A 23,245-nucleotide genomic window follows, 5' to 3' on the forward strand; every position below is an offset into this window, starting at 1 on the left:
CCTGGTAGGAAGCGCCCCGGCATGAACGCCCCGACCCCGCCACCCTCCGCACCCGACCGGGCCGCCTTCGACGCGCTCGTGACTCGCGGCTACAACCAGGTGCCGGTGGTGCGCCAACTGGCGCTCGGAGACCTCCGCCCGACGGACCTGCTGCGCGCCCTGCCCGCGGGGCACCGCTTCCTGCTGGAGAGCACCCGCGTCAGCGCCGAGGGGCGCTACTCCTTCCTCGGCTCGCGCCCCTTCCTCCGCTTCTCCGCGAAGGGCGGGCAGTGCTTCCTCGACGACGTGCCCCAGCCGGGCGAGCCGCTGGAGGTGCTGCGCGGCCTGCTGAGGCGCTGGCGCGGGGTGCGCGTCCCCGGCGTGCCGCTCTTCCAGGGGGGCGCCGTGGGCTTCTTCGCCTACGAGGCGAACCACTACTTCGAGTCCCTGCCCTCGCATCCGCGCGACGACCTGAAGCTGCCGGACATCGCCCTGTCCTTCGTGGACACCTTCCTGGCCGTGGACCACCAGGAAGGCCACCTGCTCGCCGTCGCCACCGGTGCGGAGTGGGAGGACTGCGTTCGGCGCCTGGACTCGCTGGAGGCCCGTGTGCGCCGGGCCGTCCCCACGCAGCGGCCCGTGCCCCTTCCTCTTCAGGCCCCCACGGTGGAGTACCGCTCCAACTTCACACAAGAGGCCTACCTGGACGCGGTGGAGCGCGTGCGCGAGTACATCCGCGCGGGAGACACCTACCAGGTCAATCTCTCGCAGCGGCTGGAGGTCGACTTCCCTGGCGAGCCGCTCGCGCTCTACGAGCTGCTGTCGGCCACGAACCCCGTCCACTTCGCCAGCTACCTCGAAGGGGACGGGTTCCACGTGGTGAGCGCCTCACCCGAGCGGCTGGTGCGCGTGGAGGAGGGCCGGGCCCTCACCCGCCCCATCGCCGGCACCCGGCGCAGGGGTACACCGGAGGAGGAAGCGCGGTTCCTCCACGAGCTGCGCACCAGTGAGAAGGAGCGCGCCGAGCACGCCATGCTCGTGGACCTGGAGCGCAACGACCTGGGCCGCGTGTGCGTCTACGGCACCGTGCAGGTGTCGAAGCTGATGGAAATCGTCGAGTACGCACACGTCCTCCACATCGAGTCGGAAGTCACGGGACGGCTCGCGCCGGGCGTGGAGCCGCTGGACGTGGTGGGCGCCCTGTTCCCCGGCGGCACGATTACGGGCGTGCCGAAGATTCGCACCATGGAGCTCATCACCGAGCTGGAGCCTCACGCGCGGGGGCTCTACACGGGCTCGCTCGGCTACCTGTCCTTCACGGGGGACCTGGACCTGAACATCGTCATCCGCACGCTGGTGGTGAAGGACGGCCGCGCCTATGCGCAGGTGGGCGGCGGCATCGTCCACGACTCGCAGCCGCGCCAGGAGTTCAAGGAGACGCTCAACAAGGCGCGCTCGCAGCTCCTCGCCCTGTCCTCCGCCGGGAGCGCGGGATGATCCTCCTCATCGACAACTTCGACTCCTTCACCTTCAACCTCGTGCAGGCGCTCGGCGCGCTGGGCGCGGAGCTGAAGGTGGTGCGCAACGACGCCATCACCGTGCCGGAGATTGAAGCGCTCCGGCCCGCCCACATCGTCATCTCTCCCGGGCCCTGCACTCCCATGGAGGCGGGTATCTCCCTGGACGTCATCCGGGCCTTCGGAGGACGGGTACCGCTGCTCGGGGTATGCCTGGGGCACCAGTGCCTGGGCCAGGTCTTCGGCGCGCGGGTGGTGCGGGCGCCCGTGCCGGTGCACGGGAAGACGGCGGAGGTGGAGCACACGGACCAGGGCGTCTTCCAGGGCCTGCCCCAGCCCTTCACCGCCGCGCGCTACCACTCGCTGGTGGTGGAGCGGGAGGGCCTGCCGGAGTGCCTCGAGGTGACGGCCTGGCACGAGGGGCTCATCATGGGCATGCGGCACCGCGAGCTGCCGCGCCTGGAGGGCGTGCAGTTCCATCCCGAGTCCTTCCTCACGCCCGAGGGCCCCCGGCTGCTCGCCAACTTCCTGGAGTCAGCGCGCTGACAGCGCGGGAGTCCCGAATGTTCTCCACGGTGGCGGTGGACGGAGAGGTGCGGCGCTGGGAGGACCTGCGCCTGCAGGACTTCGCGCAGGGCTTCTTCTTCGGCGCGGGCTTCTTCACCACCTTCCGCATCGACGGCGGCGTGCCCCTGTTCCTCGCGCGGCACCTCGCCCGGCTCGAAGCGAGCCTCGCGGCCTTCCCCGGCGCCGTCCGTCCCCCCGCGAGGCAACACCTGTCCGAGCCGTCCGTGCGCGACACGCTCCGCCGCTGCCTGGCGTCCGACGCCGCGCTCGGCCCGGGCTTCACCGGCGTCGGCAAGCTGTCCGCGAGCGATGGCCACCTGCTGCTCACCCTGCGCCCACCCGCGCCCGACGCCGAGCGCCTCCGCCGCGAGGGCCGCGCCCTGGACGCCGTGGAGCACGGCGCCTACCGGCGCGCGGAGTCCACGCCGAACCACAAGGGCCTCTCCTACTTCCGCCAGTACGCGCTGATGGAGCGCCTGCCCCTGCTGGGCAACGAGGCCGGCGAGGTCTGCGAGCTGCCCACCGCCAACCTCTTCTTCCACCTGGACGGCGCGCTCGTCACCCCGCCGCTGGACGCGCCGTGCCTGCCCGGCATCGTCCGCGCCATGCTCCTGGAGGCCGGGCACGTAGCGGGGCTCCCCGTCGTGGAGCGGCCGGTGCCCCTCGCACGCCTCGCGGACGCGAGCGCCTGCTTCTTCACCAACTCCGCCGTGCTGGCCACGGGCGTACCCCGCCTGCTCGGGCGCGAGCTGCCTCAGAGCCTCGCGCTGGCGGAGCAGGCCCGCGCCCTCATCGAAGCAGCGGCTCGGCGCGAGAGCTGATGGCCATCACCGGAGGAACCCCGGCCCCATCGAAGCCGCAACGCGAGGGCTGAGCGCTCATGCCCGGAACCCCAGCCCTTCCCGCACCTCCTCCTCCCGCAGCAGCCGACAGGCGCCCTCGGGCACGTCCAGCACCACGCCACCCACGGCCTCCCGGTGCAGTGCGAGCACCGGGTGCCCTACCTCCGCGAGCATCCGCTTCACCTGGTGGTGCCGCCCCTCCGTGAGCGTCAGCTCCACCACGTCCGGCGCACGCAGCCGCGCCCCGGCGGGCCGCGTGGGGCCATCCTCCAGCACCAGTCCCTCGCGCAGTCGCTGGAGCGTGGCCTCCGCGGGCTGCCCCTCCACCCGCGCCACGTAGCGCTTGGCCAGGTGGGTCTGGGGCGAAGTCCCGTGCCGCACCAGCCGCTCGTCGTTGGTGAAGAGCAACACGCCGGTGGTGTCCCGGTCCAACCGGCCCACCGCGAGCCACTCGTAGCCGCTCAGCGTCTCGGGCAGCACCGCTCGCAGGCGCTCGAAGACGGTGCCCACCCCTTCGGGGTCCGAGCCATGCACCACCGGCCCCGCGGGCTTGTGGAACATCAGCGCCAGCACCGGCGCCTCCAGCGCGCACACGCGCCCGTCCACCCGCACCTGCTGGCCGGGGCGCACCGGAGCGAACGGCTCACGCTCCACGCGCCCGTCCACCTCCACGCGCCCCTCGCGCAGGGCCACCTCCGCTTCCGCGCGAGGCAGTACGCCTGCTCGCCCCAGCGCCCGCGCCAGCCAGTCCGCGGAGCCCTCTCCGGGCCCCCGGCGCCGCGCCGCTTCCAGCCATTTCGGGGTCTTCTGCCTCCGAACCATGCACTCGCCTCCCTGCTCAATTCCCCCCGTCTGATCCGCTCCCCTCCCCGCCTGCCCTCCCGTCGAGGCTGCCGTGGAGTCGGGCTTTGGACACCGCGTGCCTACCTTGAGGAACAACGGGGCGCGGGCACGAAGCCGACGGGCAGCCCCCTCTCGACAGGTCATCACTCACACTGGAGGAGACTGCATGGGCAGCGTACTTGAAGGGGCCAATCTGCAGGGCAGCAACTACACGCAACAGTCTTCCAACGGCGGGCACGCCATGGGTGGCATCGCGCAGGCCGGGAAGGAGCAGGTGAAGCAGCTGGGCGGCGTCGCGAAGGGCCGCGTCTACGAGCAGGTCGACAGCCGCAAGGGAGACCTGGTCAAGGGCATCCAGGGGCTGGTGTCCACGCTGGAGACCGCGTCGCGCGCCGAGGAGGCCGGCATGGTGCGGCCGCTGCTCACCAGCGCCGTGGGCGTGCTGCGCAAGACGTCGGACCGGCTGGAGAACGGCACCACCGAGGAGCTCCTCGCGGATGCCCAGGCCCAGGTCCGGCAGCGTCCCGGTCTGTTCATCGCCGGCTGCGTCGCGGTCGGCTTCGCGCTCGGCCGGTTCATCAAGGTCTGACGGGGGGCACGCGGATGGATCCAACGATTCCACGAAGTAACGGCGACGGGTTCAGAGCCCACGTCGATGACGCCTCGGACACCCGAGGCGTCAGTCCCGACACGAGCTTCGGGGGACGCGGCTTCGGTGAGCTGTTCTCCGAGTTCATGGAGCAGGCCCGCCGCCTGATGCGCGCGGAGTTCACCCTCGCGCGGGCGGAGCTGCGCTCGGAAGCGAAGAAGGCGTCGGCGGGCGCGGGCCTGATGGCGGGCGGCGCCGTGGTGTTGCTCCTCGGAGCCTTCACCTTCGTCGCCTTCCTCGTGGCCGCGCTGGCCGAGCTGATGCCGGTCTGGGCGTCGGCGCTCATCGTGGCGGTGTTGCTGCTGGCAGTGGGCGGCGCAGTGGCCTGGGCCGGACTCGGGCGGCTGAAGCGGGTCCACGGACCTCAACGGACGATTCAAACCCTCAAGGAGGATGGGCAATGGGCGAGCAGGACCGCGCACTCCATGAAATCGCAGATGCACGGGCACGCCTGACCGAACTGGCGGACGAGCTGGCTCGCAAGGCCGAGCCGGAGCGTCTGAAGGCGATGGCCCACGACAAGGCCGAGGAACTGAAGGTGCGTGCGAAGGAGTTCGCCACGGAGAAGGCGGTCGAGCTCAAGCAGCACGCCAAGGATGCCGCCGTGGAAAGAGCCACGGAATTCAAGACACACGCCAAGGAGACGGTGATGCAGAAGACGACGGAGCTGAAGGAACGTGCAGACACCCCGAAGGGGTGGAGCCTGCTGGGCGCCCTCATCGGCGCGGGCGTGGGGTCGGCGCTGATGCGCAAGGCCTTCACCACGCGCGAGGAGCACCGGTATGACCGCTACAGCGACGACCGCTGGCGTAACGAGGACCGGTGGCGCTACGACGGGCTGCGCTCCCGGGGCGCGGACACGCGCTACTCCAGCGACGACCGCTACGCCACCGCGGAGCGCAGTGACCTGGGCTACGGCGCGGGCACCAGCGTCGGTGACTACCAGGGCGTCTCCTCCGGCTACCAGGGCGTCCCCGCGGGCTATGACGACGTGTCCGCCCGCAACCTGGACGAGAGCGACAACGGCGTCGGCATGAAGGAGCGCGCGAGCGGCGCGGTCCACCACGCGAAGGACCGGGCCACCGAGGCGGCGCACCAGGTGAAGGACCGGGCCGTCGACGTGAAGGACCGTGCGCTCGGCAAGGCCACCGAGGTGCGTGAGCGCGCCGCGGGGGCGGTGGGCCGGGTCCGCGAGCAGGCCTCGCACCTGCGTGAGCGCATCCCCTCGCGCGAGACGGTGCAGTACCGCACCACGGACTGGTTCAACCGCACCGTGGATGAGCAGCCCATCCTGCTGGCCCTGGGCGGCATCGCGCTCGGCATGCTCGCCTCCACGCTCATCCCCGTGTCCAACAAGGAGCGCCAGCTCATGGAGCCGGCCAAGCGCCGCGCCGAGGAGGGCATCTCCCAGCTGGGCGACCAGCTCAACCAGAAGCTCCAGGGCAGCGAGGAGCAGTCGACCGACATCGCGGGCAGCCAGGGCTACTCCGCCTCGGGCATCTCCGCGTCGTCGGACCTCGTGACACCTGCCTCCACCAGCAACACCGGCTTCGGCGCCAGCAGCATCAGCGGCTCGCCGGGCTACAGCGGCTCGCCGACGAGCGGCTCCGGCCTCGGCGCGGTCGGCACCGAGGACAACGCGGACGCCCTCGCGTCCTCGCCCTCCGGCTCGTCCCGCATCCCGCCGCTGCCGCCGCTGGACGACGTGACGAAGGTGCATTGAGTCCACGGTAAGCAGTGACACATGAAAGGGGGCAACGGGGCTGTGACGGCGCCGTTGCCCCCTTCCGTTTGACTCGGCCCGGGGCCTCTGCCATGTGCGCCGCCGTGGCCGTCCCTCCCGAGCTCTCCGCCTCCCTGAGTCCCCCGCCTCCAGGGCCCGCCGTGGCCTTCGCGCTCCGGCTGGCGCAGGCCCTGCACCGCTACGGCACGCCCGCCCACCGGCTGGAGGGGCTGATGCAGCGCGTGTCCGAGCGGCTGGGACTGGAGGGCCGCTTCTTCTCCACCCCCACCTCCCTCTTCTCCTCCTTCGGCCCGCCGGAGTCGCTGCGCACCAGCCTCATCCGCGTGGAGCCCGGGGACCTGGACCTGGAGCGGCTGACGCTGCTGGACGTGCTGGCGGACGACGTCATCCAGGGCCGGCTCACGCCCGTGGAAGGGGCCTCGAAGGTCGAGGCCATCCTCGCGCTGCCGGAGCGCTACGGCCCCGGGCTCCAGCTGCTGAGCTGGACGCTGGCGGGCGGCGCCGCGGGGCGGCTGTTCGGCGGCGGCCTGCGGGAGGTGGCGGTAGCGGCGCTGAGCAGCCTGCTCATCGGCACGCTGGGCGCACTGACGCGCCGGCAGCCCACCACCGCGCGCGTGCTGGAGCCGGTGGCGGGCATCTTCTCCTCCGCCCTCGCCGTGCTGGCCGCGAGCGTGATGGGCCCGCTGTCCGTGAAGGTGGCCACCGTGGCCGGCATCATCGTCCTGCTGCCCGGCCTGTCCCTGACGGTGGCCATCAACGAGCTGGCCACCCGCCACCTCATCTCCGGCACCTCCCGGCTCACCGGGGCGGCGCTGGTGTTCCTGCAGCTGGGCTTCGGCGTCGCGCTGGGAAGCCGGCTGGCGATGCTGCTGCCCCCGCCGGCCCCCATCCCGCTGCCCCCGGCGCTGCCCATGTGGACCCAGCTCGTGGCGCTGGCCCTGTCCACCGTGGCGCTGGGCATCCTCTTCCGCGCCCGTCCGCGCGACTGGGGCTGGATTGCCGCGGCGTGTACCTTCGCCTTCGCGGGCTCGCGGCTGGGGGCCCTGCTGCTGGGGCCGCAGCTGGGCGCCTTCGTGGGGGCGCTGCTCCTGGGCATCGCCAGCAACGCCCTGGCGCGCTTGCGCAACCTGCCCGCCGTCACCACCCTGGTGCCGGGCCTCATGCTGCTGGTGCCCGGCAGCGTCGGCTTCCACAGCCTGTCCTCCCTGCTGGAGCGGGACGTGGTGGCCGGGGTGGACACGGCCTTCACCATGCTGATGGTGTCCGTGGCGCTGGCGGCGGGCCTGCTGTCCGCCAACGCCCTGGTGCCCTCGCGCAAGGTGCTCTGAAGGCGGCCCGCTTCGCCCGTCAGTGCAGGCGGGTGACGTACACCGCCACCAGCGTCAGCAGGAAGTAGTGCACCAGCCCACCGGCGCCCGCGTAGTCCTTGGCCATGCGCTGGCCGAAGAAGAGGGCCACCAGCGACACCGCGGACAGCAGCGCGCCCCAGAAGGCCAGCGTCGCGCTCCCGGTGGCCACCAGGGCCACCAGCCCCGCCGCGCTGAGCGCGCCAGCCGCCACCTCCATCACGGTGAGGGTGCCCAGCATCAGCGGCACCATGCCTCGCAGGGGACTCTTGGCGAAGTGGCCGGTGAGCCAGCCGAGGTTGCCCTTCCAGTCGAACACCTTGTCCAGGCCGGACTGGAGGAAGAGGATGGCGAGGAAGACCGCGCAGAGCGCCTGCAGCAGCCAGAGGGTGAACTCGGTCGATTCGAAGGACGGCATGGCCCGCCCACTCTAGCCGCCCGGCGCCCGGGCCCAAGTCTTCTCGCCTGGAGAGCCGCCGGGCAGGCAAAAGAGCAGCGCTCCCCTGCCTTCCCGCCCGGGCGTGCCTACCTTGACGGGCATGGCTTCCGAGCTGACCGCCCGCCGGATCTTCACCGGCCTGATCCTCCTCTCCATCTTCCTGCTGGCCCTCGTCATCCGGCCCTTCGCGGAGGCCTTCTTCCTGGCTGCCGTGCTGGCGGCGACGTTCTACGGCCTGCACAAGCGGCTGACCCGGCGCCTGCGGGGCCGCAGCCACCTGTCTTCCGGCATCCTCTGCACGACCGTGGTCCTGGCCCTGCTGCTGCCCCTGGGCGGCCTGACGGCATTCATCGTCACCGAGGTGTCGGAGGGCGCACAGTTCGTCTCCCAGACGGTGCAGCGCGAGGGCGTCAGCGGGCTGGTGGAGAAGCTGCCCGGGCCCGTGCGCGGGGCGGCCAACAGCGTGATGAAGCGGCTGCCGGTGGGGGAGCAGAACCTGGACCAGACCATCCAGGAGCAGGTGAGCAGCCAGGGTGGCACCGCGGCGAAGGCCGTGACGGGGGCGGTGGCGGCCACGGGCTCCATCGCCTTCCAGACCATCATGATGCTCATCGCGCTGTTCTTCTTCTTCACGGACGGCGCGAAGCTGGTGGACTGGGTGGAGAGCGTGTCACCGCTGCGGCGCGGGCAGACGCGCGAAATCATGCGCGAGTTCCGCAGCGTGTCCGGCGCGGTGCTCCTCTCCTCGGTGGCCACCGCAGGCGTCCAGGCGGTGGCGGCCCTCGTCGGCTTCCTCATCGCCCGGGTGCCCGCCCCGCTGTTCTTCGCGGGCGTGGCCTTCTTCCTGGCGCTCATCCCGATGGTGGGCGCGGCCGTCGTGGTGCTGGTCGCCGCGGCGCTGATGTTCTTCAGCGGGCACCCCTGGGCCGCGCTCTTCCTCGCCATCTGGGGCACGGTGGTGGTGGGCCTGGTGGACAACGTGGTGAAGCCGCTGCTGGCCAAGCGCGGCATGCACCAGCACGGCGCCATCGTCTTCTTCGCGCTGCTCGGCGGCCTGGCCGCGTTCGGCACGGTGGGCCTGCTGCTCGGGCCCCTCATCGTCGCCTTCTTCCTCACCCTGGTCCGCATCTGGGAGCGCGACTACGGGCGCTCCACCCCGCGCGCCGGAGACCCGGCCACGCCGGGTCCGGGCAGCACCGGTGACGGCGGCCGCGCTCCCATGGTGCGCTCGGAGGCGACGGGCGAGCACGTCCCGCTCTCCCCCTCGGGCGAGAGCCACTGAGCGCCCCGCTTCCCTGAAGCAACCACGGCCCCGCCTCCGGCACCTTCCGGAGCGGGGCCGCGGTGTTTCACCTCACCGGCTCAGAACGCCGCGCCGCTGGCGCGACGGCCCGGCGACGACGTGAGGCTGGACACGCCGGTGTGCAGCACGAAGGCCGCACCGGCGGTGGTGTCCGGGCTGCGGTTGGCGGACACGCCGTCCGTGCCGCTCACGCCCGAGCCCACCGTCGCGGTGTCCACCGCCGTGCCGGACGCGTTCGTCAGCGTCACCGTGTCGCCGCTGTTGGACAGGCCCAGCGTGCCCGTGGACGCGGCCACCGCGCCCGGGGTGCCCGTGGGAATGCCAGCGGCCCCGCCGAACACCACCACCGCCTTGCCCGCCGCCAGGGTGGTGCCGCTCGGGAAGGTGTGCCGGGACAGCGCCGCGTCCGACACCGTCCAGCCGCTCAGGTCCACCGTGCCGGTGCCCACGTTCACCAGCTCCACGAACTCGCCGGCGGTGTCCGAGCCCGGCTCGTTGACCATCACCTCGTTGACGATGACCCTGCCCGTCCCGCCGCCGCCGCCGGTGGTGATGGTGAAGGCCCCGTTGCTGGTGTCGCTGATGCTGGCGTTGGCCGCGTCGCTGACGCGCACGCGCGCCGCGGTGCTGGCGGTGGAAGGCACCGTCCACGCGATGCTCCCGGCCGACGCGGAGGTGCTCGAGGACACCGTGCTCCAGGTGGAGCCATTCAGGGTGTACTCCACCCTCACGTTCGTCACGCCGGAGGCGGACCAGGAAATCGTCCGCGCGCTGCCCGCCGTCCAGCTCTCGCCGCCGTTGGGCGACGTCACGGTGATTCCGCCCGTCCCCGTGTCGCTGGGGATGAGGAAGTCCTTGATGACGCCCATGTGCTGCATGCCGGACGCGCCGCTGTCCCCTGAAACGGCGGGGGAAATCTCGGAGATGGGCGAGTGCACGCGCGTGTCCACCACCAGCCCGTTGGAGTAGGAGCTGCTCCCGATGACCACCGCCGTCTGGTACTGGCGCAGGTCGCTGTCCACCAGCACGTGGTCATACGGCGAGTTGCGGCCCGCGTTGGTGTTGGTGTTGCCGTTGCGGTCCGCCGGGTACGGGCTGGCGGTCGTCACCACCTGGGCGAAGGTGCTGAAGCACGCCTCGGTGCGGCTGCCGGTGTTGAAGTCGCCGCCGATGGCCAGGTAGTCCCCGGCCGGGATGCTGGCCTTGATGCGGCTGACCAGGCTGGAGGCCTCGGTGTTGCGAATGCTGCTGCTCGTCGTCAGCAGGTGCACGCTCACCACCCACAGGTCCTTCGGGCCCGGCACGTCGATGCGCGCCCAGGCGAAGTCGCGGTTGGAGACCTGCGGGTCATCCCACTCGCCCGAGGCGATGATGGGCCAGCGGCTGATGACTCCGTTCGGAATCTGGGCGCCGGCCTCGATGGAGTAGTGGAAGCCCGGGCCGAACGCGGTGTCCACGAAGGCGCGCAGGTCGGTGGCGGAGTTCGTCCTGTAGTTGAACTCCTGAATCATCACCACGTCGGGGTCCGTGCCCTGGAAGATGCGGATGCCGTGGCCCGGGTCGTAGTCCTGTCCCGTGCCGCTGCTGAGGTTGGCCGCCATCAGCCGCACGCGCACGCTGGCCAGCGCGTCCTCGCGCGTCTCGACGGCGGCGCCGTCCGCGGCGGGCTCCACCGAAGGCTCCACGCCTCCGCAGGCCGCGAGTGCCAGGGAGAGCGCGACGGCGCACAGCCGCCATACCGACTGCACCTGCGCCAGGGAAGTCTTGTTGATTCGCACGAGGTCCGGTCCTGCTCCGGGGGGAGCTGTTTGAGAGGGTCGAGGAAGACACCTGAACGACAGACAGCACGCGCGAAAGACACGCGCACCAGCAGTCTCGTCTATCGAGGCGGCGCGCGGGAGCGTTGCGTAAGCCCCGAATGAAAATACTTTGTATCGGCTGCTACAGGGCCGCGGCCGTGGACAGCGCGACGAAGAGGTAGCGCAGCCCCTTGCCGAGTGTGACGAAGAGGACGAAGGGCAGCGGCCTGACGCCCAGCATGCCGCCGGCGATGACGAAGGCATCGCCCACCACCGGCATCCACGACATCAGCAGCGCGGGCGCGCCCCAGGTGCGCACCCGGGCCTCGACACGCTCCATGCGCGGGCCCTCCTTCGCGCGCCGGCGCGTGTACCACCGCCCCAGCGCCCCACCTCCCCCGCCCGCCACCCACCGGCCCAGCGCATACAGCGTGAGCGCGCCCAGCACGTTGCCCACGGTGGCCACCGTCACGGCCATGACGGGAGCCGTCCCTCCGTAGATGAGCGCGGCGAGCACCGCCTCCGAGGGCACCGGCACCACGGAGCCCGCCATCATGGCGACGAAGAAGAGGCCGGGGAGCCCCCAGGCGGAAAGCGTGGACGGGTCGGGCATGAAGGAGTCGGGAAGTGACGCGAGCCTGCCACGTTGGCCGCGCGCGGGTGGGAACTTCCCACCGGGAGCGCGGGCCCGGCCGCTCGGACGGCCGCTGCAGGCCCCTGGCGGGTCCGGGTGATGGCGACGGCATGACGTTTCCCTCCCTCCCAGGCTGAGCGGGCCGGGACGCGGCGTGACGTGTCGGCCGCTCGCTCCCGAGCAGCCGGCCCCCGCGCAGGAGTGCCCGCCAGGTGGGATTGGAGGCATGTGGACCGCACGAACTGCGTCCGCCCCGGGGCGGACGCAGGAATTGCGCGCCAGGGGCCCTCTCACGCCACCGGAGGGCGGCAGTGTCCGGCGGCGCGCGGCTTGCTAGGGCGGACGGGCCACATCCCCCCCGCGCGAAGGAACGCCGAGCCCATGAGCAGCACCGAAGCCCCCACCACCAGCCCGAGCCCGCAGTCCCCCGACCTCCGCCTGGTGCCCGTGGAGATTGCCCCAGAGACTTTCTGGGTGGGCAAGCGAGAGCCGGGCGGCATCTTCTACGCCAACCCCTACCTGCGGCGCTTCCGCGGCACGAATGCGAAGACGCAGCGGCCCGCGGAGTTCAACCTCCTGGTGGACCCGGGCTCGAGCAGCGACTTCTCCACCATCCACACCAAGGTGACGACGCTCATCGGCGGGATGGACCGGCTGTCCGCCATGTTCATCAACCACCAGGACCCGGACGTGGGCTCGTCCTCGAGCATCATCAGCGCCCGCTATGCGCCCCGCGCCGGCATCCTCTGCTCGGAGGACACCTGGCGGCTCATCGTCCACTTCAACCTGCCGCGCAACCGCTTCATCCCCACGGAGAAGTTCGCCCAGGGGCTGAGCATCCCCACCGGCCACACGCTGCTGCCGGTGCCCTCGCCCTTCTGCCACTTCCGGGGCGCGGTGATGCTCTATGACCCGCAGACGCGGGTGCTCTTCACCGGTGACCTGTTCGGCGGCCTCACCGACTCCAGCGCCCGGGGGCTGTGGGCGGACGAGTCCGACTGGGCCGGCATCCGCGCCTTCCATCAAATCTACATGCCGGTGAACGCGGCGCTGGTGCGCGCGGTGGCCGCCATCCGCAAGCTGACGCCGGCCGTGGAGATGATTGCGCCCCAGCACGGCCGCATCATCCGGGGCCCGCTGGTGCACCAGTTCCTGGAGCGCATGGAGCGGCTGCAGGTGGGCCTGGACATCATGGACGAGGCGCAGGACCGCACCCACCTCCAGGCCTGGAACGCGGTGCTGGAGCGGGTGCTGTCGCTGGCGCGCGGCTACCTGGGCGACTCGGTGGCGGTGAAGCTCGCGGCCAGCCAGGAGCTGTCGGACACGTCGAAGTTCGACGGCACGCGGCTGGTGGTGAGCCGGCTGGGCAAGTGGACGCTGGAGCACGTGGTGGACCTGCTGTGCCATGGCGAGCCGCCGGAGATTGCCGGCCCCATCATGGTGGAGGCCACCAGCGCCGCCGCCGAATACAACCTGCCCACCCCCCACCTGGACATCGAGGGCGCCGGGGCCATGTCGCACGTGTCCCTGCTGGACACGTGAAGCCATGTCCACCCGAGGTGACGGAGGGAGGGTGCGGTGCGCTCGCCGGAGGATGAGACCGCTGACTTGGCGTTGCTGGAGGGAGCCGCGGTGGAGCCCGTGCGCGGGCAGGCCGCGCCACCGCCCTCGACACCTCCGCCGGAGGAGCTGCTGGCGGAGGCGCTTCGACCGCTGACCCCGGTGTCTCCGCACGGCACGCTCCTACAGGGAATTGCCACGCCGCTGCCGGCGGCGGTGGTGCGCGGGCTGGTGCCAGGACAGGTGGTGGCCAGCCGCTACCGCGTGGAGAAGTGGCTGGGCGCCGGGGGCAGCTCCACCGTCTATGAAGTCACCGACCTGCGGCGGGACGTGCGCGTGGCGCTCAAGCTGCTGGCGGTGCCGCACGCGGATGCGGCACTGGTGGCGCGCTTCCGCCAGGAGGTGGAGCACGTCCGGGGGCTGGAGCACGTCAACATCCTCCGCGTCTTCGAGGCGGGGGCGGACGGGGAGCGGCACTTCCTGACGATGGAGCTGCTGGAGGGAATGGACCTGCGCCAGCGGCTGGCGGCGCGGCGCCCCTCGCTGGCCGAGTCCCTGCGCTGGCTGACCCACGCCACCGTGGCGCTGGAGCACGCGCACGGGCGCGGCGTGCTGCACCGGGACGTGAAGCCCGCCAACCTCTTCATCACCCGCACGGGCGTGCTGAAGCTGATGGACTTCGGCCTGGCGCGGAGCACGCACGTGGCGGGCACCACGGCCCAGGGCGCGGTGCTCGGCACGCCGGAGTACATGGCGCCCGAGCAGGTGATGGGCAGCCCTCCGGTGTCACCGGCCACGGACCTGTACGCCCTGGGCGTGGTGGCCTACGAGCTGCTCACCGGACAGCTCCCCTTCCGCCACTCGCAGCCGGTGCCGCTGATGTTCCTCCACGTGCAGCAGCCCCCCGTCCCGCCGCGCACGCTGTGCCCCGGCGTGCCCGAGCCGTTCGAGCACGTGGTGCTGAAGCTGCTGGAGAAGCGGCCCGAGGACCGCTACCCCAGCGCGACGGCGCTGCGCTCCGCGCTCGCGAAGCTGTGGCCCCGGGTGCTCAAGGCACCCGCGTGAGGGCCACCGGCGCGGGAGCCCCTTCCGAGGGCCAGCGCGACAGCATGAGGCCGCGCCCTGGCGCCTGGCAGAGGGTGACGTAGCGCCCGCCGCCCGGGTGCAGGAAGTAGAGCGCGCGCGGCTCCTTGAAGGCCGCGGGCACGGAGGCCTCCCTCTCCGGCCAGAGGCTCCGGGCGCTGCTCCACGCGCGCACCACGGGCCGCTCGCGCAGGTGGTGGTGCACCTCCACCACCACGCCGTCCACGTCCGCCGCGGACCACTCCAGCACCAGCGAGGCGCCCGGCTGCCGACGCTCGCTCAGCAGCGGGAAGGCGCGCGCCCCGGCGGATGCGGTGGCGTCCACCTTGGCGCCACGCAGGGGCTCCAGGAAGGCCACCTCCAGCCGCGTGGTGCCGGGCGGCACGCGGAAGGTATAGGCCATGCGGCCGGGGCTCGTCTTCGTTGCGCCCACGTACGCACGGGGGTCGGACTCCCGCAGCCGCGCGGGCTCTCCCACGCGGAACTGGTCCACGTCCTCGGGTGCGGCGAGCGCGGGCGCCTCGGAGGGAAGCTCCACGCGCTTCCAGCCCGCGGTCTGGTCCGACGGCGCCCAGCAGGTCCCCGTGGGAGCCATGGCCAGCCACAGGGCGCTGGAGAGGGAGAGCAGGGGCCCCATGTCAGCGGCTCCGGACGGTGGCCGGAGCCGGAGCCCGGGAGGACAGCCAGGCGGCGCCCAGCATCAGCGCGCCCGCGGCGGCCAGCCCCACCACGCGCAGCGAGCCGTGCAGGTGCATGGTGTCGTAGACCAGGGCCTTGCCCACGGCGATGGCGACGAAGGCGAAGCCCGCGTCGCGGATGACGGGCGTGCCGCGCTGGCGGCCGGTGAGCACCAGGGCCACGCCCACGACGAGCCACCCCAGCGTGAGCACCAGCCGGCGGGCCACGTTGTCCTCGGCGATGCCCAGCGTGAGGAAGTGGAAGTAGAAGGCCCAGGAGCCGGCGATGACCGCGGCGCTGAGGCCGAACCAGACGAGCGCGTCCTGGACGCGGTCCCGGGGGCCGTCCGCCCCGGGACGCGAGCGCAGCAGCGTCACCGCGGCCACGGCGAGCGTCGCCGCGAGGCCCACGAGCAGCATCGGCTCCTTCGTCGCGGCATACCAGAGGCCTCCGGCCACCGCGCAGCCGAGCACGAGGACGGGGCCCGCCAGCCGCTGCACCCGGCTCACGTCCAGCAGCGCCACGCCCGCCGCCACGGCCGCGGCCACCGCGAGCAGCAGCTCCCGGGGGACCTGCAAATCTCTCCAAAGGAACACCACCGCCAGCGCCAAGAGCCCCGCCCCCACGCTGCCCAGCACCCGCACGTCCCACTTCGTCGACACCGTGTTCATCCGAGTCCTCCCTCGCCTGTGACTGCGCGTGGAGGAGCCCTGATTGCAGCCGCCCTGCCAACCCATGACGCACGGCGGCAGGCGGGTTTGCGCAACTTGTCGTGCAGGGGGGTTGTGCAGGGGTGTGCAGCGGAGCGCACAGGCATGTCCCAATCACTGCACAGCGGGTGTCCAAGATTTGCGCTCCATTTCGGGAAAAAACGTCTGACTCGGCGAGTCATGCACTCGTGTGGCATCTGTCATTGGCCTGCTGAGTGCACAGGGGACCGGCGTCGTCCCCGTCTCGCTGAATTGAGAGGCAATTCATGTTGAACTGGCGTTCGAGTCTCATTCCACTCCTGCTCTGCACCACCACCTGGCTGGGCTGCTCCGACGATGAGCCCACGCCCACCCCCACGCCCGATGCCGGCGTGGAGGACACCCAGGTGCGCGTCAAGGGCTTCCGCCGCAACCTCACGGCCAGCGGGTTCACCGAGCCCCGGCCGGAGGACTTCACGCAAGAGCCCGTCCAGCTGTTCGTGGAGCAGGGAGAGGCGCTCGTTCCCTTCACGGGCGCGCCCGGCGCAGCGGGGGAATACTTGTTCACCGACGTGCCCGACGGCACGTACTACGTGCGGTGGGGCACCAACATCATCGTCACGCGCAACCGCGACCTGGACGTGAGCACGAACTCCCTGGGCCGGCCGGACGGGCAGGAGCTGGAAGTGGAACCGAGGGTGGACCTCGAGCTGGACGGGCTGGAGCCCTGGTACCAGCGGTCGGGCCCCATCGGCCTGAACAACCCCTCCGACGCGCTCCAGCTCATCTCCGAGGAGCGGGGCCACGTGGCGGACGTGTCTCCCGGCCTCGACATGACCAGTGGAGCGACCTCGGTGAGGGAGCAGGGCATCTACTACGCCAGCGTCACCATCGGGTCGATGCCCCGGTTCGAGGCGGAGCGGGGAGACCGGGCCTGGCTGGTGCAGCAATCCTCCCGGGAGTGGGGGACGCCGCCCGCGGGCCAGGTCCAGCGCTACCACGGGGCGAGCCGTGGCCTCCACCTGCCTCCCTTCTCGACGTCCAGCGACACCCCGCTGGTCCTCCAGGGCACGCTCCAGCCGCTGCCCCAGCAGCAGCTCACCCTCGACTGGAAGGTCTCCGAGTTCGCCAACCTCGCCAGCCAGGTGCACCCCCAGGCCACCCTCCGGACCTCGAGCTTCACCGTCTTCGTCGCTGCCCATGGCACACGCAATGGCTGGGTCGGGTACTCGGGTGACTTGCTGAACGTCTATCTGGCCCGGAATTCGGCCTCGGACGTGACCGTGCCGATGACCTTCGGCAATCCCTCCCCCTCCACCTGGGGCCTGGTCGGCGGCCTCTCCCACACCTTCACCGTCCCGGCGACCATCCCCGGGGAGCCCGAGCGGATCATCACCGGGAGCCTCTACGTGTCCGACGAGGCCTCACGCTTCACGGGCCGACCGCTCCGCCCGGGCCTCCTTCCTCCCCGGGAGCTGACCCTGGACGGAGCCGAGGGCTATACCGCGCGCACCTTCACCACCGGGGCTCACGTCATCGGCTGGCGTCACCCCGCGGCCGGGGCGCCGGACGCCTATCGCGTGAGGGTCCGCCAGATGCGGGGGGACGCGGAGTTCCGTACCACCGTCACGGCCTTCGGGTTCTACCTGGATGGTGACGCCACCTCCGTCCGCCTGCCCGCCGACGTGCTGCAGCCGGGTCAGTACTACTTCATCGACGTCGGGGCCATCCGGGCGGAGGGCTACGACCCGACGGGGAAGCCGTTCCTCATCTCCGACGTGGTGACCCAGAGCACCGCCGCCACCGTCTCCGGCCTGCTCACCGTGCCCGCGCAGTAACACCTGGAGTCCCTGGCGCCGGTGGGAAGCACTTCCCACCGGCCCTCGGATTGTCAGACACCTCCCCGTATTCACAGGCAACCCGGGCCGCTATGGTTTCGTGCCCGCAGCTGCCGTGGGCGGGGGGACCGAATCAGGAGGGGAAACGATGAACACCGGGACACACCTGCCGGGTTGGCGTCTGGTATTGCTTTCGCTGTTGCTGTGCACCACCTGGCTGGGCTGCTCCGACGACCCCGAGCCGAAGCCGGACGGCGGCACGGTGGTGGACGCGGGCACCGACTCGGGCACGGGCCCGGTGGACTCCGGGACGGACGCGGGCACGGATGCCGGCACCGACGCGGGGACGGATGCGGGCTCCGATGCGGGGACGGATGCGGGCTCCGATGCGGGCACGGATGCGGGCACGGACGCGGGGACAGATGCGGGCGTCGACGCGGGCCCTCCGGACGACACGGTGCGCATCCGGCGGTTCTACCGCTACCGGAACGCCAGCGGCGTGGAGGAGGTGCCGGCGGACTTCACCGAGGACCCCGTCGAGCTGTTCGTCGTGGACGGCGACCGCTTCGTCCCCGTCCCGGGCGCCGAGAGCGGACCGGGGCTGTACGCCTTCCCGGACGTGCCGCTGGACACCCCCTACTACGCGAGGGTGGGCACCTCCTTCATCGTCACCGACGCGCGCACCCTGGACCTGAGCGTCAACTTCCTGGGCCGCGCCGATGCAGGCCCCGTCACCCTGAGGGATGGGGGGAGCCACGTGGCGAACGTGGACCTGAGCGGGCTGGAGCCCTGGCGGAGCTCCCTGCCCGTCACCCAGGAGAACCCCTCCACGAGCATCCAGCTGGTCTCCGGTGAGGTGGACTTCGCGACGTACCTCACCCTCGGTAACGCCGAGGATGGAGACGTCACGGTGCGCGAGAACACCGTGGTCTTCGACAACGCGATGGTGGGGCCGGTGCCCGTGTTCGAGGCGGCGCGCGGGGACCGGGCCTGGGTGCTGCAGATGTCTCCCCGGGACCTTGACCTGGGCCCGGTGCCCGACGGCGGCGTCCAGCGCTACAGCACGGCCGTGCGTGCCGCGCACCTGCCTCCGCTCTCCTATGACGGCACCGCGCCCCTGTCCGTCCAGGCAACGCTCTCCGCGCTGCCCATGAACGAGCTGCCGTTCGACTGGAGGGTGTCCGAGTTCGCGGCGCTCGCCGCCGAGGTGCATCCGGACGCCACCCCACGTTCGTCCAGCTTCTACCTCCGGCCCGCCGCGCACGGCCCACCCGAGGGCTGGGTGGGGTATTCGGGCGAGCTGCTCTCGCTCGTCCGCCCCCGCGGGGAGACGTCCAATGTCCAGGCGACGCTGCTCTACGGCAACCCCTTCCCGTCCAGCTGGGGCCTGGTGGGCTTTGCGTCCACGTCCTTCCAGCTGCCGTTCCAGTTCCCCGGGCATCCCGTCCTCCTCTCGGCCAACATCTTCGTCGCCGACCGGGCCTCCAGCCTGGCAGAGGGGCCGATGGCCCCGCGCATCCGGCCGCCCCGCGCGCTCAGGGTGGATGGGACGGATGCGTACGAGAACCGCCCCCTTCCGCTCGGCCCCCATGTCGTGACGTGGCAGCCGCCGGCCACCGGGACACCGGACGCGTACGTGCTGCGACTGGTGTACTTCGCTCGCGTCGACGAGACGTCGTTCGTCACCCGGGACGCGGCCTCCCTCTACGTGGACGGCAGGGCCACCTCCGTGCGGCTGCCGTCCAGCGTCCTCACCGCGGGCGAGCACTACTACCTGCTCGTGGCTGCCATCCACTCGCCGGGCTACGACGTCTCGGACAGGCCGCTGACGCTCACCGACCGGGACGTCAACGCCCGGGCGCCGACGGTCTCCGGACTGCTCAGCGTTCCGGACGCGGGGCCCTGAGCCACCGTCGTCCAGGGCCGGTGGGCACCGTGTCCCGCCGGCCCTGCCCGCTTCCGGCTCACCGGCCGGAGGTCGCCATGCCTTCCATCCGGCCCGGTGCCGCCACCGCCAGCATGAGCGCCACCAGGGCGGCGATGCCGCCCGCCATGGCGAACTGGATGGCGAAGTGGCCCCGCGCGAGCGCCAGCAGGGCCACCGTCAGCGAGCCTCCCAGAAGGCGCGTGGCGTAGAGGCTGCTCGTGACGATGCCCCGGTGGTGCCAGGGTGCGCGGGACTGGGGACCAATCAGCGAGGTGCTCGCGGCCGGCCCCAGCCCCAGGCCCAGGATGCCCAGCCCCACGAGCGCGGCGGGCACACCCCAGCCGAGCGCGGCGGACAGGGAGAGGACTCCGGCGCCCGCCGCCGCCACCGCGAAGCCCACGCCCGCGCTCAGGCGCATGCCGCCGCGCACCAGCAGCTTCACGCCGAAGGTGGAGCCCACGGACCAGCCCAGCAGCATGGGCAACAGCGCCAGCCCCGCGCCCAGCGGCGAGTGGCCGCCCTGCTCCGTCATCCACAGGGGCACCCACGCGGCCATGCTGTACAAGAGCGCGCCGCCGGCGATGCCGCCCGCCACGCCGCTGAGCACGGTGCGGTCCTTCAGCAATTCCACGGGCAGCAGCGGCGACGCGGACGCGCGCTGCTGGCGCACCAGCGCCGCGCCCACGGCCACCGCGCCCAGCACGCACAGCCACCGGCCCTGCGCGTGGCCGGGCTCCAGGGAGAAGAGGAGCAGCGCCGCGGATGTGCCCGCCAGGAGCGGCCCCCACCGGTCCAGCTTCACGTCCGAGCGGCGCGGCGGGTCGCGGTAGGACAGGTACAAGAGCGCGGCGGCGAACAGGCCCACGGGCACGTTGACCAGGAACACCCAGCGCCACGAGGCGTGCATCACCAGCCAGCCGCCGATGAGCGGGCCCACGACGTTGCCCGCGCCCCAGGCGCCGGTGAACAGGCCCTGCACGGCGGCGCGCTCGCGCAGGGTGTAGAGGTCCGCGCTGATGGTGAGCGTGGTGGGCTGGAGGGCGCCCGCGCCCAGGCCCTGCACCACGCGGAAGGCGATGAGCGCGGGGACGGAGTCCGCCAGGCCGCACAGCGCCGAGCCCACCAGGAACAGCCCCATGCCGCCGAAGAAGACGGGCCTGCGGCCCAGCCGGTCCGCCAGCTTGCCGGAGATGAGGACGCCCACGGTGGAGGCGAAGAGGAAGGCGGAGAACACCCACGAGTAGAGGTGCTGGCCGCCCAGCTCCCGGGTGATGGTGGGCATGGCGCTCGTCACCACCGTGCCCTCGAAGGCGCTGACCACCAGGGCCAGCAACACCGCCCCGGTGGCCATCCGCCGCGCCGTGCCCGGGCGCGCGGTGGCCAGGGGCTCCACCGTCAAGCCGCTTCCATCCATGCCTCTACGTGTACGCCCCTGCCGGCCATGCGGAAACCGCATCTTCCGCATAGACTGCTTGCGGAAACCGCATGACGACCGAACAGCTCAAGGCCTTCCTCCAGGTGGCCCAGGAGGGCCGCCTCTCCCTCGCGGCACTCGGACTGGGCCTGTCCCAGTCCGGCCTGTCGCGCCAGCTCCAGTCCCTGGAGGCGGAGCTGGGCACGCGCCTGCTCGTCCGCACCCCAGGCGGGGCAGTGCTGACGGACGCGGGGGAGCGCTTCCTGCCCCACGCCCGGCGGGCACTGGAGGCGCTCTCCGCGGGCACCTCGGAGCTGGACCGGCTGTCGAGCACGCCCCGCGGCATGGTGTCCCTGGGGACGCTGCACACGGTGGGGGCGTACCTGATGCCGGACATCATCCCCGCCTTCGCGCAGCGCTACCCGGAGGTGCGGCCCCGGCTGAGCGAGGGCATGGCCGCGGCGCTGGAGGAAGGCGTGGCGCGGGGCGCGCTGGACGTGGCGATTCTCACGCTGCCGGTGCGCCGGGCGGACCTGGTGGCGCAGAAGCTGTGGGAGGAGGGACTGGTGCTGGCGGTGCCGCGCGGGCACCGGTTGACGCGGCTGGGAAAGCCCGTGGCGCTGGCGGACGTGGTGGAGGAGTCATGGGTGGTCATCCCGGGGATGAGCGGCACGCGGGCGCTGGAGGCGGCCTGTGAGGCGCGCGGGGTGACGCCGAAGCTGGTGCTGGAGACGGACAACGCGGAGGCCATCCGCCGCATGGTGGAGCGCGGGCTGGGCGTGGCGCTGGTGCCGGAGCTGATGGCGCGAGACCACCAGTCGCGGGGCTTCGACGTGGTGCCGCTGGTGCGAGGCAGCCTGAAGCGGCAGGTGGCGCTGGTGCACCGAGGCGAGGGCTACCTCACTGCGGCGGCGCGGGCGATGAAGGCCTTCATCGTGGAGAGCGTCCGCGCCATGCCCGAGCCCTGGGGCGCGAAGAAGCGCGGTGGGGGCCCGTCGTGAATCTGTCGCTCCTCTCAGAATTCCGAGGAGTTCCGAGTGGGCGTTGGCGTGGCCCCACTCCAAGGGTGCGAAATATCGGCGAGGGCGGACTGGTCCGCGCCTTGCTGTGGGTCCAGGGCGTCACTCACTCGAGGGAGCACCGATGAACTGGAAGAACGCGGTGGCGGGTTGCCTGGCGGTCCTGGCCCTGGCGGCCTGTGGCTCGGAAGAGGAGGACACGCTGCGGCAGGGGCGGCTGGCCCTGCGTGACGGGCAGTCGCTCGGCCAGGCGCAGGAGTGCGGCGTGGGCCTGCCCCAGTGCGCCCAGGACCTGAGCTGCATTTCGTTCACCCTGGATGGCGTGTCCCAGGCGCGCTGTGTGGACGAGAGCACCCTGTGTGGAGAGCTCCTCACGTGCACGGGTGGCACCGAGTGCACCATCGCGATGTCATACCCCGGCCAGGCGTTCTGTGCCGGCCGGTGCGAGGGGCCGGACTGCGACGACTCGGTGTCCTCCACGCCGTAGTCGCGGGGGGTGGGGCCGCGGAATGACGTGCACACGTCATTTCGCCCGCGGGTATGGTGCGTGCGCCGACAGCCACGCGAGGCCCCATGTCGTTGAAGGTGATGACGTTCAATGTCCTGCAGGGGGGCGAGGAGCGATTCGACGCCATCGTCGACTTCCTCGCCCGGCAGTCTCCGGACGTGCTGGTGCTCCAGGAGTGCCTGGGCTGGGACGACGGCGGGCGCCTGCGCCGGGTGGCCGAGGCGCTGGGGGTGCCCCAGGACGACGCGCACCAGGTGCTGGGACAGTCCCGCTCGCGAGGAAGCGGACGCTGCTACCACGTGGCCGTGGTGAGCCGCCCGCCCCTGCGCTCCGTGAATGTGCACAACAACCGGCACTTCCTGGGGCACTGCATCGTGCAGTGTGAAATCGAGGCGAATGGCCCGGTGACGCTGTTCGGGACGCACTTCGATGCGCACCACGAGAAGCTGCGGTACGTGGAGGCGCGCTACCTGCGCTCGCTGCTGGACGCGACGGAGTTCCGCGAGAAGCAGTACCTGCTGGCCGGAGACCTCAACTCGCTGTCGCGCAAGGACCCGTATCCCGTGGACCTGGGAGACCGGCTGCGCCGGGCGGGAACGGACAAGTTCAGCCATCCCCCGCGCTTCGACGTCATCGACGACGTGGAGGAGTACGGCTGGGTGGACACGCTGCCGGAGCGGCCGGCCTCGTCGAAGTGGGTGACGGCGAGGCGGAACCGGGGCGGCGTGACGATTGACTACCGCACGGACTATGTCTTCGCGTCACCGAGGATGGCGGAGCGGCTCGTCTCGGCGGAGGTCATTGACGTGGGCGAGCTGTCCGACCACAACCCGCTGGTGGCGACGTTCCGCTGATTCTTCGGAAGGA

The 23,245-nt window shown here is 71.8% G+C and carries 22 protein-coding genes; 15 read left to right on the top strand and 7 right to left on the bottom strand.

What is annotated here, in order from left to right:
• Positions 1-21 precede the first annotated feature (21 nt).
• Genes LXT23_RS15310 through LXT23_RS15320 form a run of 3 tightly spaced genes read left to right on the top strand, consistent with a single transcriptional unit; the run spans position 22 to position 2,884 of the window.
• On the top strand, positions 22-1,476 hold the full coding sequence (locus tag LXT23_RS15310; protein WP_253980908.1) for an anthranilate synthase component I family protein: 1,455 nt from the start codon (positions 22-24) through the stop codon (positions 1,474-1,476).
• On the top strand, positions 1,473-2,042 hold the full coding sequence (locus tag LXT23_RS15315) for an anthranilate synthase component II (RefSeq protein ID WP_253980909.1): 570 nt from the start codon (positions 1,473-1,475) through the stop codon (positions 2,040-2,042). The genes LXT23_RS15310 and LXT23_RS15315 overlap by 4 nt, the downstream gene beginning before the upstream one ends.
• Positions 2,043-2,059: 17 nt before the next feature.
• Complete coding sequence (locus LXT23_RS15320; RefSeq protein ID WP_253980910.1) at positions 2,060-2,884, top strand: aminotransferase class IV; 825 nt, start codon at positions 2,060-2,062, stop codon at positions 2,882-2,884.
• A gap of 57 nt (positions 2,885-2,941) precedes the next feature.
• Here LXT23_RS15320 and LXT23_RS15325 read toward each other — a convergent pair whose 3' ends face one another.
• A complete protein-coding gene (locus LXT23_RS15325; protein WP_253980911.1) occupies positions 2,942-3,727 on the bottom strand; it encodes a pseudouridine synthase in 786 nt (261 codons plus the stop codon).
• A 187-nt stretch (positions 3,728-3,914) separates the two neighbouring features.
• Here LXT23_RS15325 and LXT23_RS15330 point away from each other — a divergent pair, with 187 nt between their 5' ends.
• From LXT23_RS15330 to LXT23_RS15345, 4 genes are all read left to right on the top strand, one after another.
• A complete protein-coding gene (locus tag LXT23_RS15330; protein ID WP_253980912.1) occupies positions 3,915-4,337 on the top strand; it encodes a hypothetical protein in 423 nt (140 codons plus the stop codon).
• Between the two features lie 14 nt (positions 4,338-4,351).
• A complete protein-coding gene (locus LXT23_RS15335) occupies positions 4,352-4,852 on the top strand; it encodes a phage holin family protein (protein WP_253980913.1) in 501 nt (166 codons plus the stop codon).
• Positions 4,798-6,120: a hypothetical protein gene (locus LXT23_RS15340; protein WP_253980914.1), complete on the top strand. Its 1,323-nt coding sequence runs from the start codon at positions 4,798-4,800 to the stop codon at positions 6,118-6,120. The genes LXT23_RS15335 and LXT23_RS15340 overlap by 55 nt, the downstream gene beginning before the upstream one ends.
• A gap of 92 nt (positions 6,121-6,212) precedes the next feature.
• The gene (locus LXT23_RS15345; RefSeq protein ID WP_256560818.1) at positions 6,213-7,469 is read left to right on the top strand and encodes a threonine/serine exporter family protein; all 1,257 of its coding nucleotides are present in this window, start codon (positions 6,213-6,215) and stop codon (positions 7,467-7,469) included.
• Positions 7,470-7,488: 19 nt separating this feature from the next.
• Here LXT23_RS15345 and LXT23_RS15350 read toward each other — a convergent pair whose 3' ends face one another.
• Positions 7,489-7,905, bottom strand: a complete 417-nt coding sequence (locus LXT23_RS15350; protein WP_253980916.1) for a DoxX family protein — start codon at positions 7,903-7,905, stop codon at positions 7,489-7,491.
• Between the two features lie 121 nt (positions 7,906-8,026).
• Here LXT23_RS15350 and LXT23_RS15355 point away from each other — a divergent pair, with 121 nt between their 5' ends.
• Complete coding sequence (locus LXT23_RS15355; protein ID WP_253980917.1) at positions 8,027-9,208, top strand: AI-2E family transporter; 1,182 nt, start codon at positions 8,027-8,029, stop codon at positions 9,206-9,208.
• Positions 9,209-9,288: 80 nt separating this feature from the next.
• On the opposite strand, the gene LXT23_RS15360 is transcribed toward LXT23_RS15355, so the two are convergent.
• Positions 9,289-11,001 carry a lamin tail domain-containing protein gene (locus LXT23_RS15360; RefSeq protein WP_253981392.1) on the bottom strand — a complete coding sequence of 571 codons (1,713 nt, stop codon included), beginning with the start codon at positions 10,999-11,001 and terminating at the stop codon, positions 9,289-9,291.
• A 169-nt stretch (positions 11,002-11,170) separates the two neighbouring features.
• Positions 11,171-11,641 carry a YqaA family protein gene (locus LXT23_RS15365; RefSeq protein ID WP_253980918.1) on the bottom strand — a complete coding sequence of 157 codons (471 nt, stop codon included), beginning with the start codon at positions 11,639-11,641 and terminating at the stop codon, positions 11,171-11,173.
• 402 nt (positions 11,642-12,043) lie between these two features.
• Here LXT23_RS15365 and LXT23_RS15370 point away from each other — a divergent pair, with 402 nt between their 5' ends.
• Together LXT23_RS15370 and LXT23_RS15375 are read left to right on the top strand one after the other, a co-directional pair.
• Entirely contained in the window at positions 12,044-13,204 is a 1,161-nt protein-coding gene (locus LXT23_RS15370; protein ID WP_253980919.1) for an oxygen-binding di-iron domain-containing protein, read from the top strand.
• 66 nt (positions 13,205-13,270) lie between these two features.
• The gene (locus LXT23_RS15375; RefSeq protein WP_256560819.1) at positions 13,271-14,287 is read left to right on the top strand and encodes a serine/threonine-protein kinase; all 1,017 of its coding nucleotides are present in this window, start codon (positions 13,271-13,273) and stop codon (positions 14,285-14,287) included.
• On the opposite strand, the gene LXT23_RS15380 is transcribed toward LXT23_RS15375, so the two are convergent.
• Entirely contained in the window at positions 14,271-14,942 is a 672-nt protein-coding gene (locus LXT23_RS15380; RefSeq protein WP_253980921.1) for a hypothetical protein, read from the bottom strand. The genes LXT23_RS15375 and LXT23_RS15380 overlap by 17 nt on opposite strands.
• 1 nt (position 14,943) lies before the next feature.
• Positions 14,944-15,654 carry a DUF2339 domain-containing protein gene (locus tag LXT23_RS15385; protein ID WP_253980922.1) on the bottom strand — a complete coding sequence of 237 codons (711 nt, stop codon included), beginning with the start codon at positions 15,652-15,654 and terminating at the stop codon, positions 14,944-14,946.
• Between the two features lie 305 nt (positions 15,655-15,959).
• Between LXT23_RS15385 and LXT23_RS15390 the strand changes: the two genes are divergently transcribed.
• Positions 15,960-17,510, top strand: coding sequence for a hypothetical protein (locus tag LXT23_RS15390; protein WP_253980923.1), 1,551 nt, complete (start codon positions 15,960-15,962; stop codon positions 17,508-17,510).
• Between the two features lie 148 nt (positions 17,511-17,658).
• Positions 17,659-19,416, top strand: a complete 1,758-nt coding sequence (locus LXT23_RS15395; protein WP_253980924.1) for a hypothetical protein — start codon at positions 17,659-17,661, stop codon at positions 19,414-19,416.
• 58 nt (positions 19,417-19,474) lie between these two features.
• Here LXT23_RS15395 and LXT23_RS15400 read toward each other — a convergent pair whose 3' ends face one another.
• On the bottom strand, positions 19,475-20,851 hold the full coding sequence (locus LXT23_RS15400) for an MFS transporter (RefSeq protein WP_323378968.1): 1,377 nt from the start codon (positions 20,849-20,851) through the stop codon (positions 19,475-19,477).
• A 71-nt stretch (positions 20,852-20,922) separates the two neighbouring features.
• On the opposite strand from LXT23_RS15400, the gene LXT23_RS15405 reads away from it, so the two are divergent.
• The 3 genes from LXT23_RS15405 to LXT23_RS15415 all read left to right on the top strand — a co-directional run bounded on the left by LXT23_RS15405 (position 20,923) and on the right by LXT23_RS15415 (position 23,232).
• Entirely contained in the window at positions 20,923-21,852 is a 930-nt protein-coding gene (locus LXT23_RS15405) for a LysR family transcriptional regulator (protein ID WP_253980925.1), read from the top strand.
• Between the two features lie 142 nt (positions 21,853-21,994).
• A complete protein-coding gene (locus LXT23_RS15410; protein ID WP_253980926.1) occupies positions 21,995-22,357 on the top strand; it encodes a hypothetical protein in 363 nt (120 codons plus the stop codon).
• An 86-nt stretch (positions 22,358-22,443) separates the two neighbouring features.
• On the top strand, positions 22,444-23,232 hold the full coding sequence (locus tag LXT23_RS15415) for an endonuclease/exonuclease/phosphatase family protein (protein ID WP_253980927.1): 789 nt from the start codon (positions 22,444-22,446) through the stop codon (positions 23,230-23,232).
• Positions 23,233-23,245: the final 13 nt, after the last annotated feature.

It is taken from the genome of Pyxidicoccus xibeiensis (assembly GCF_024198175.1).
Taxonomy (GTDB): domain Bacteria; phylum Myxococcota; class Myxococcia; order Myxococcales; family Myxococcaceae; genus Myxococcus; species Myxococcus xibeiensis.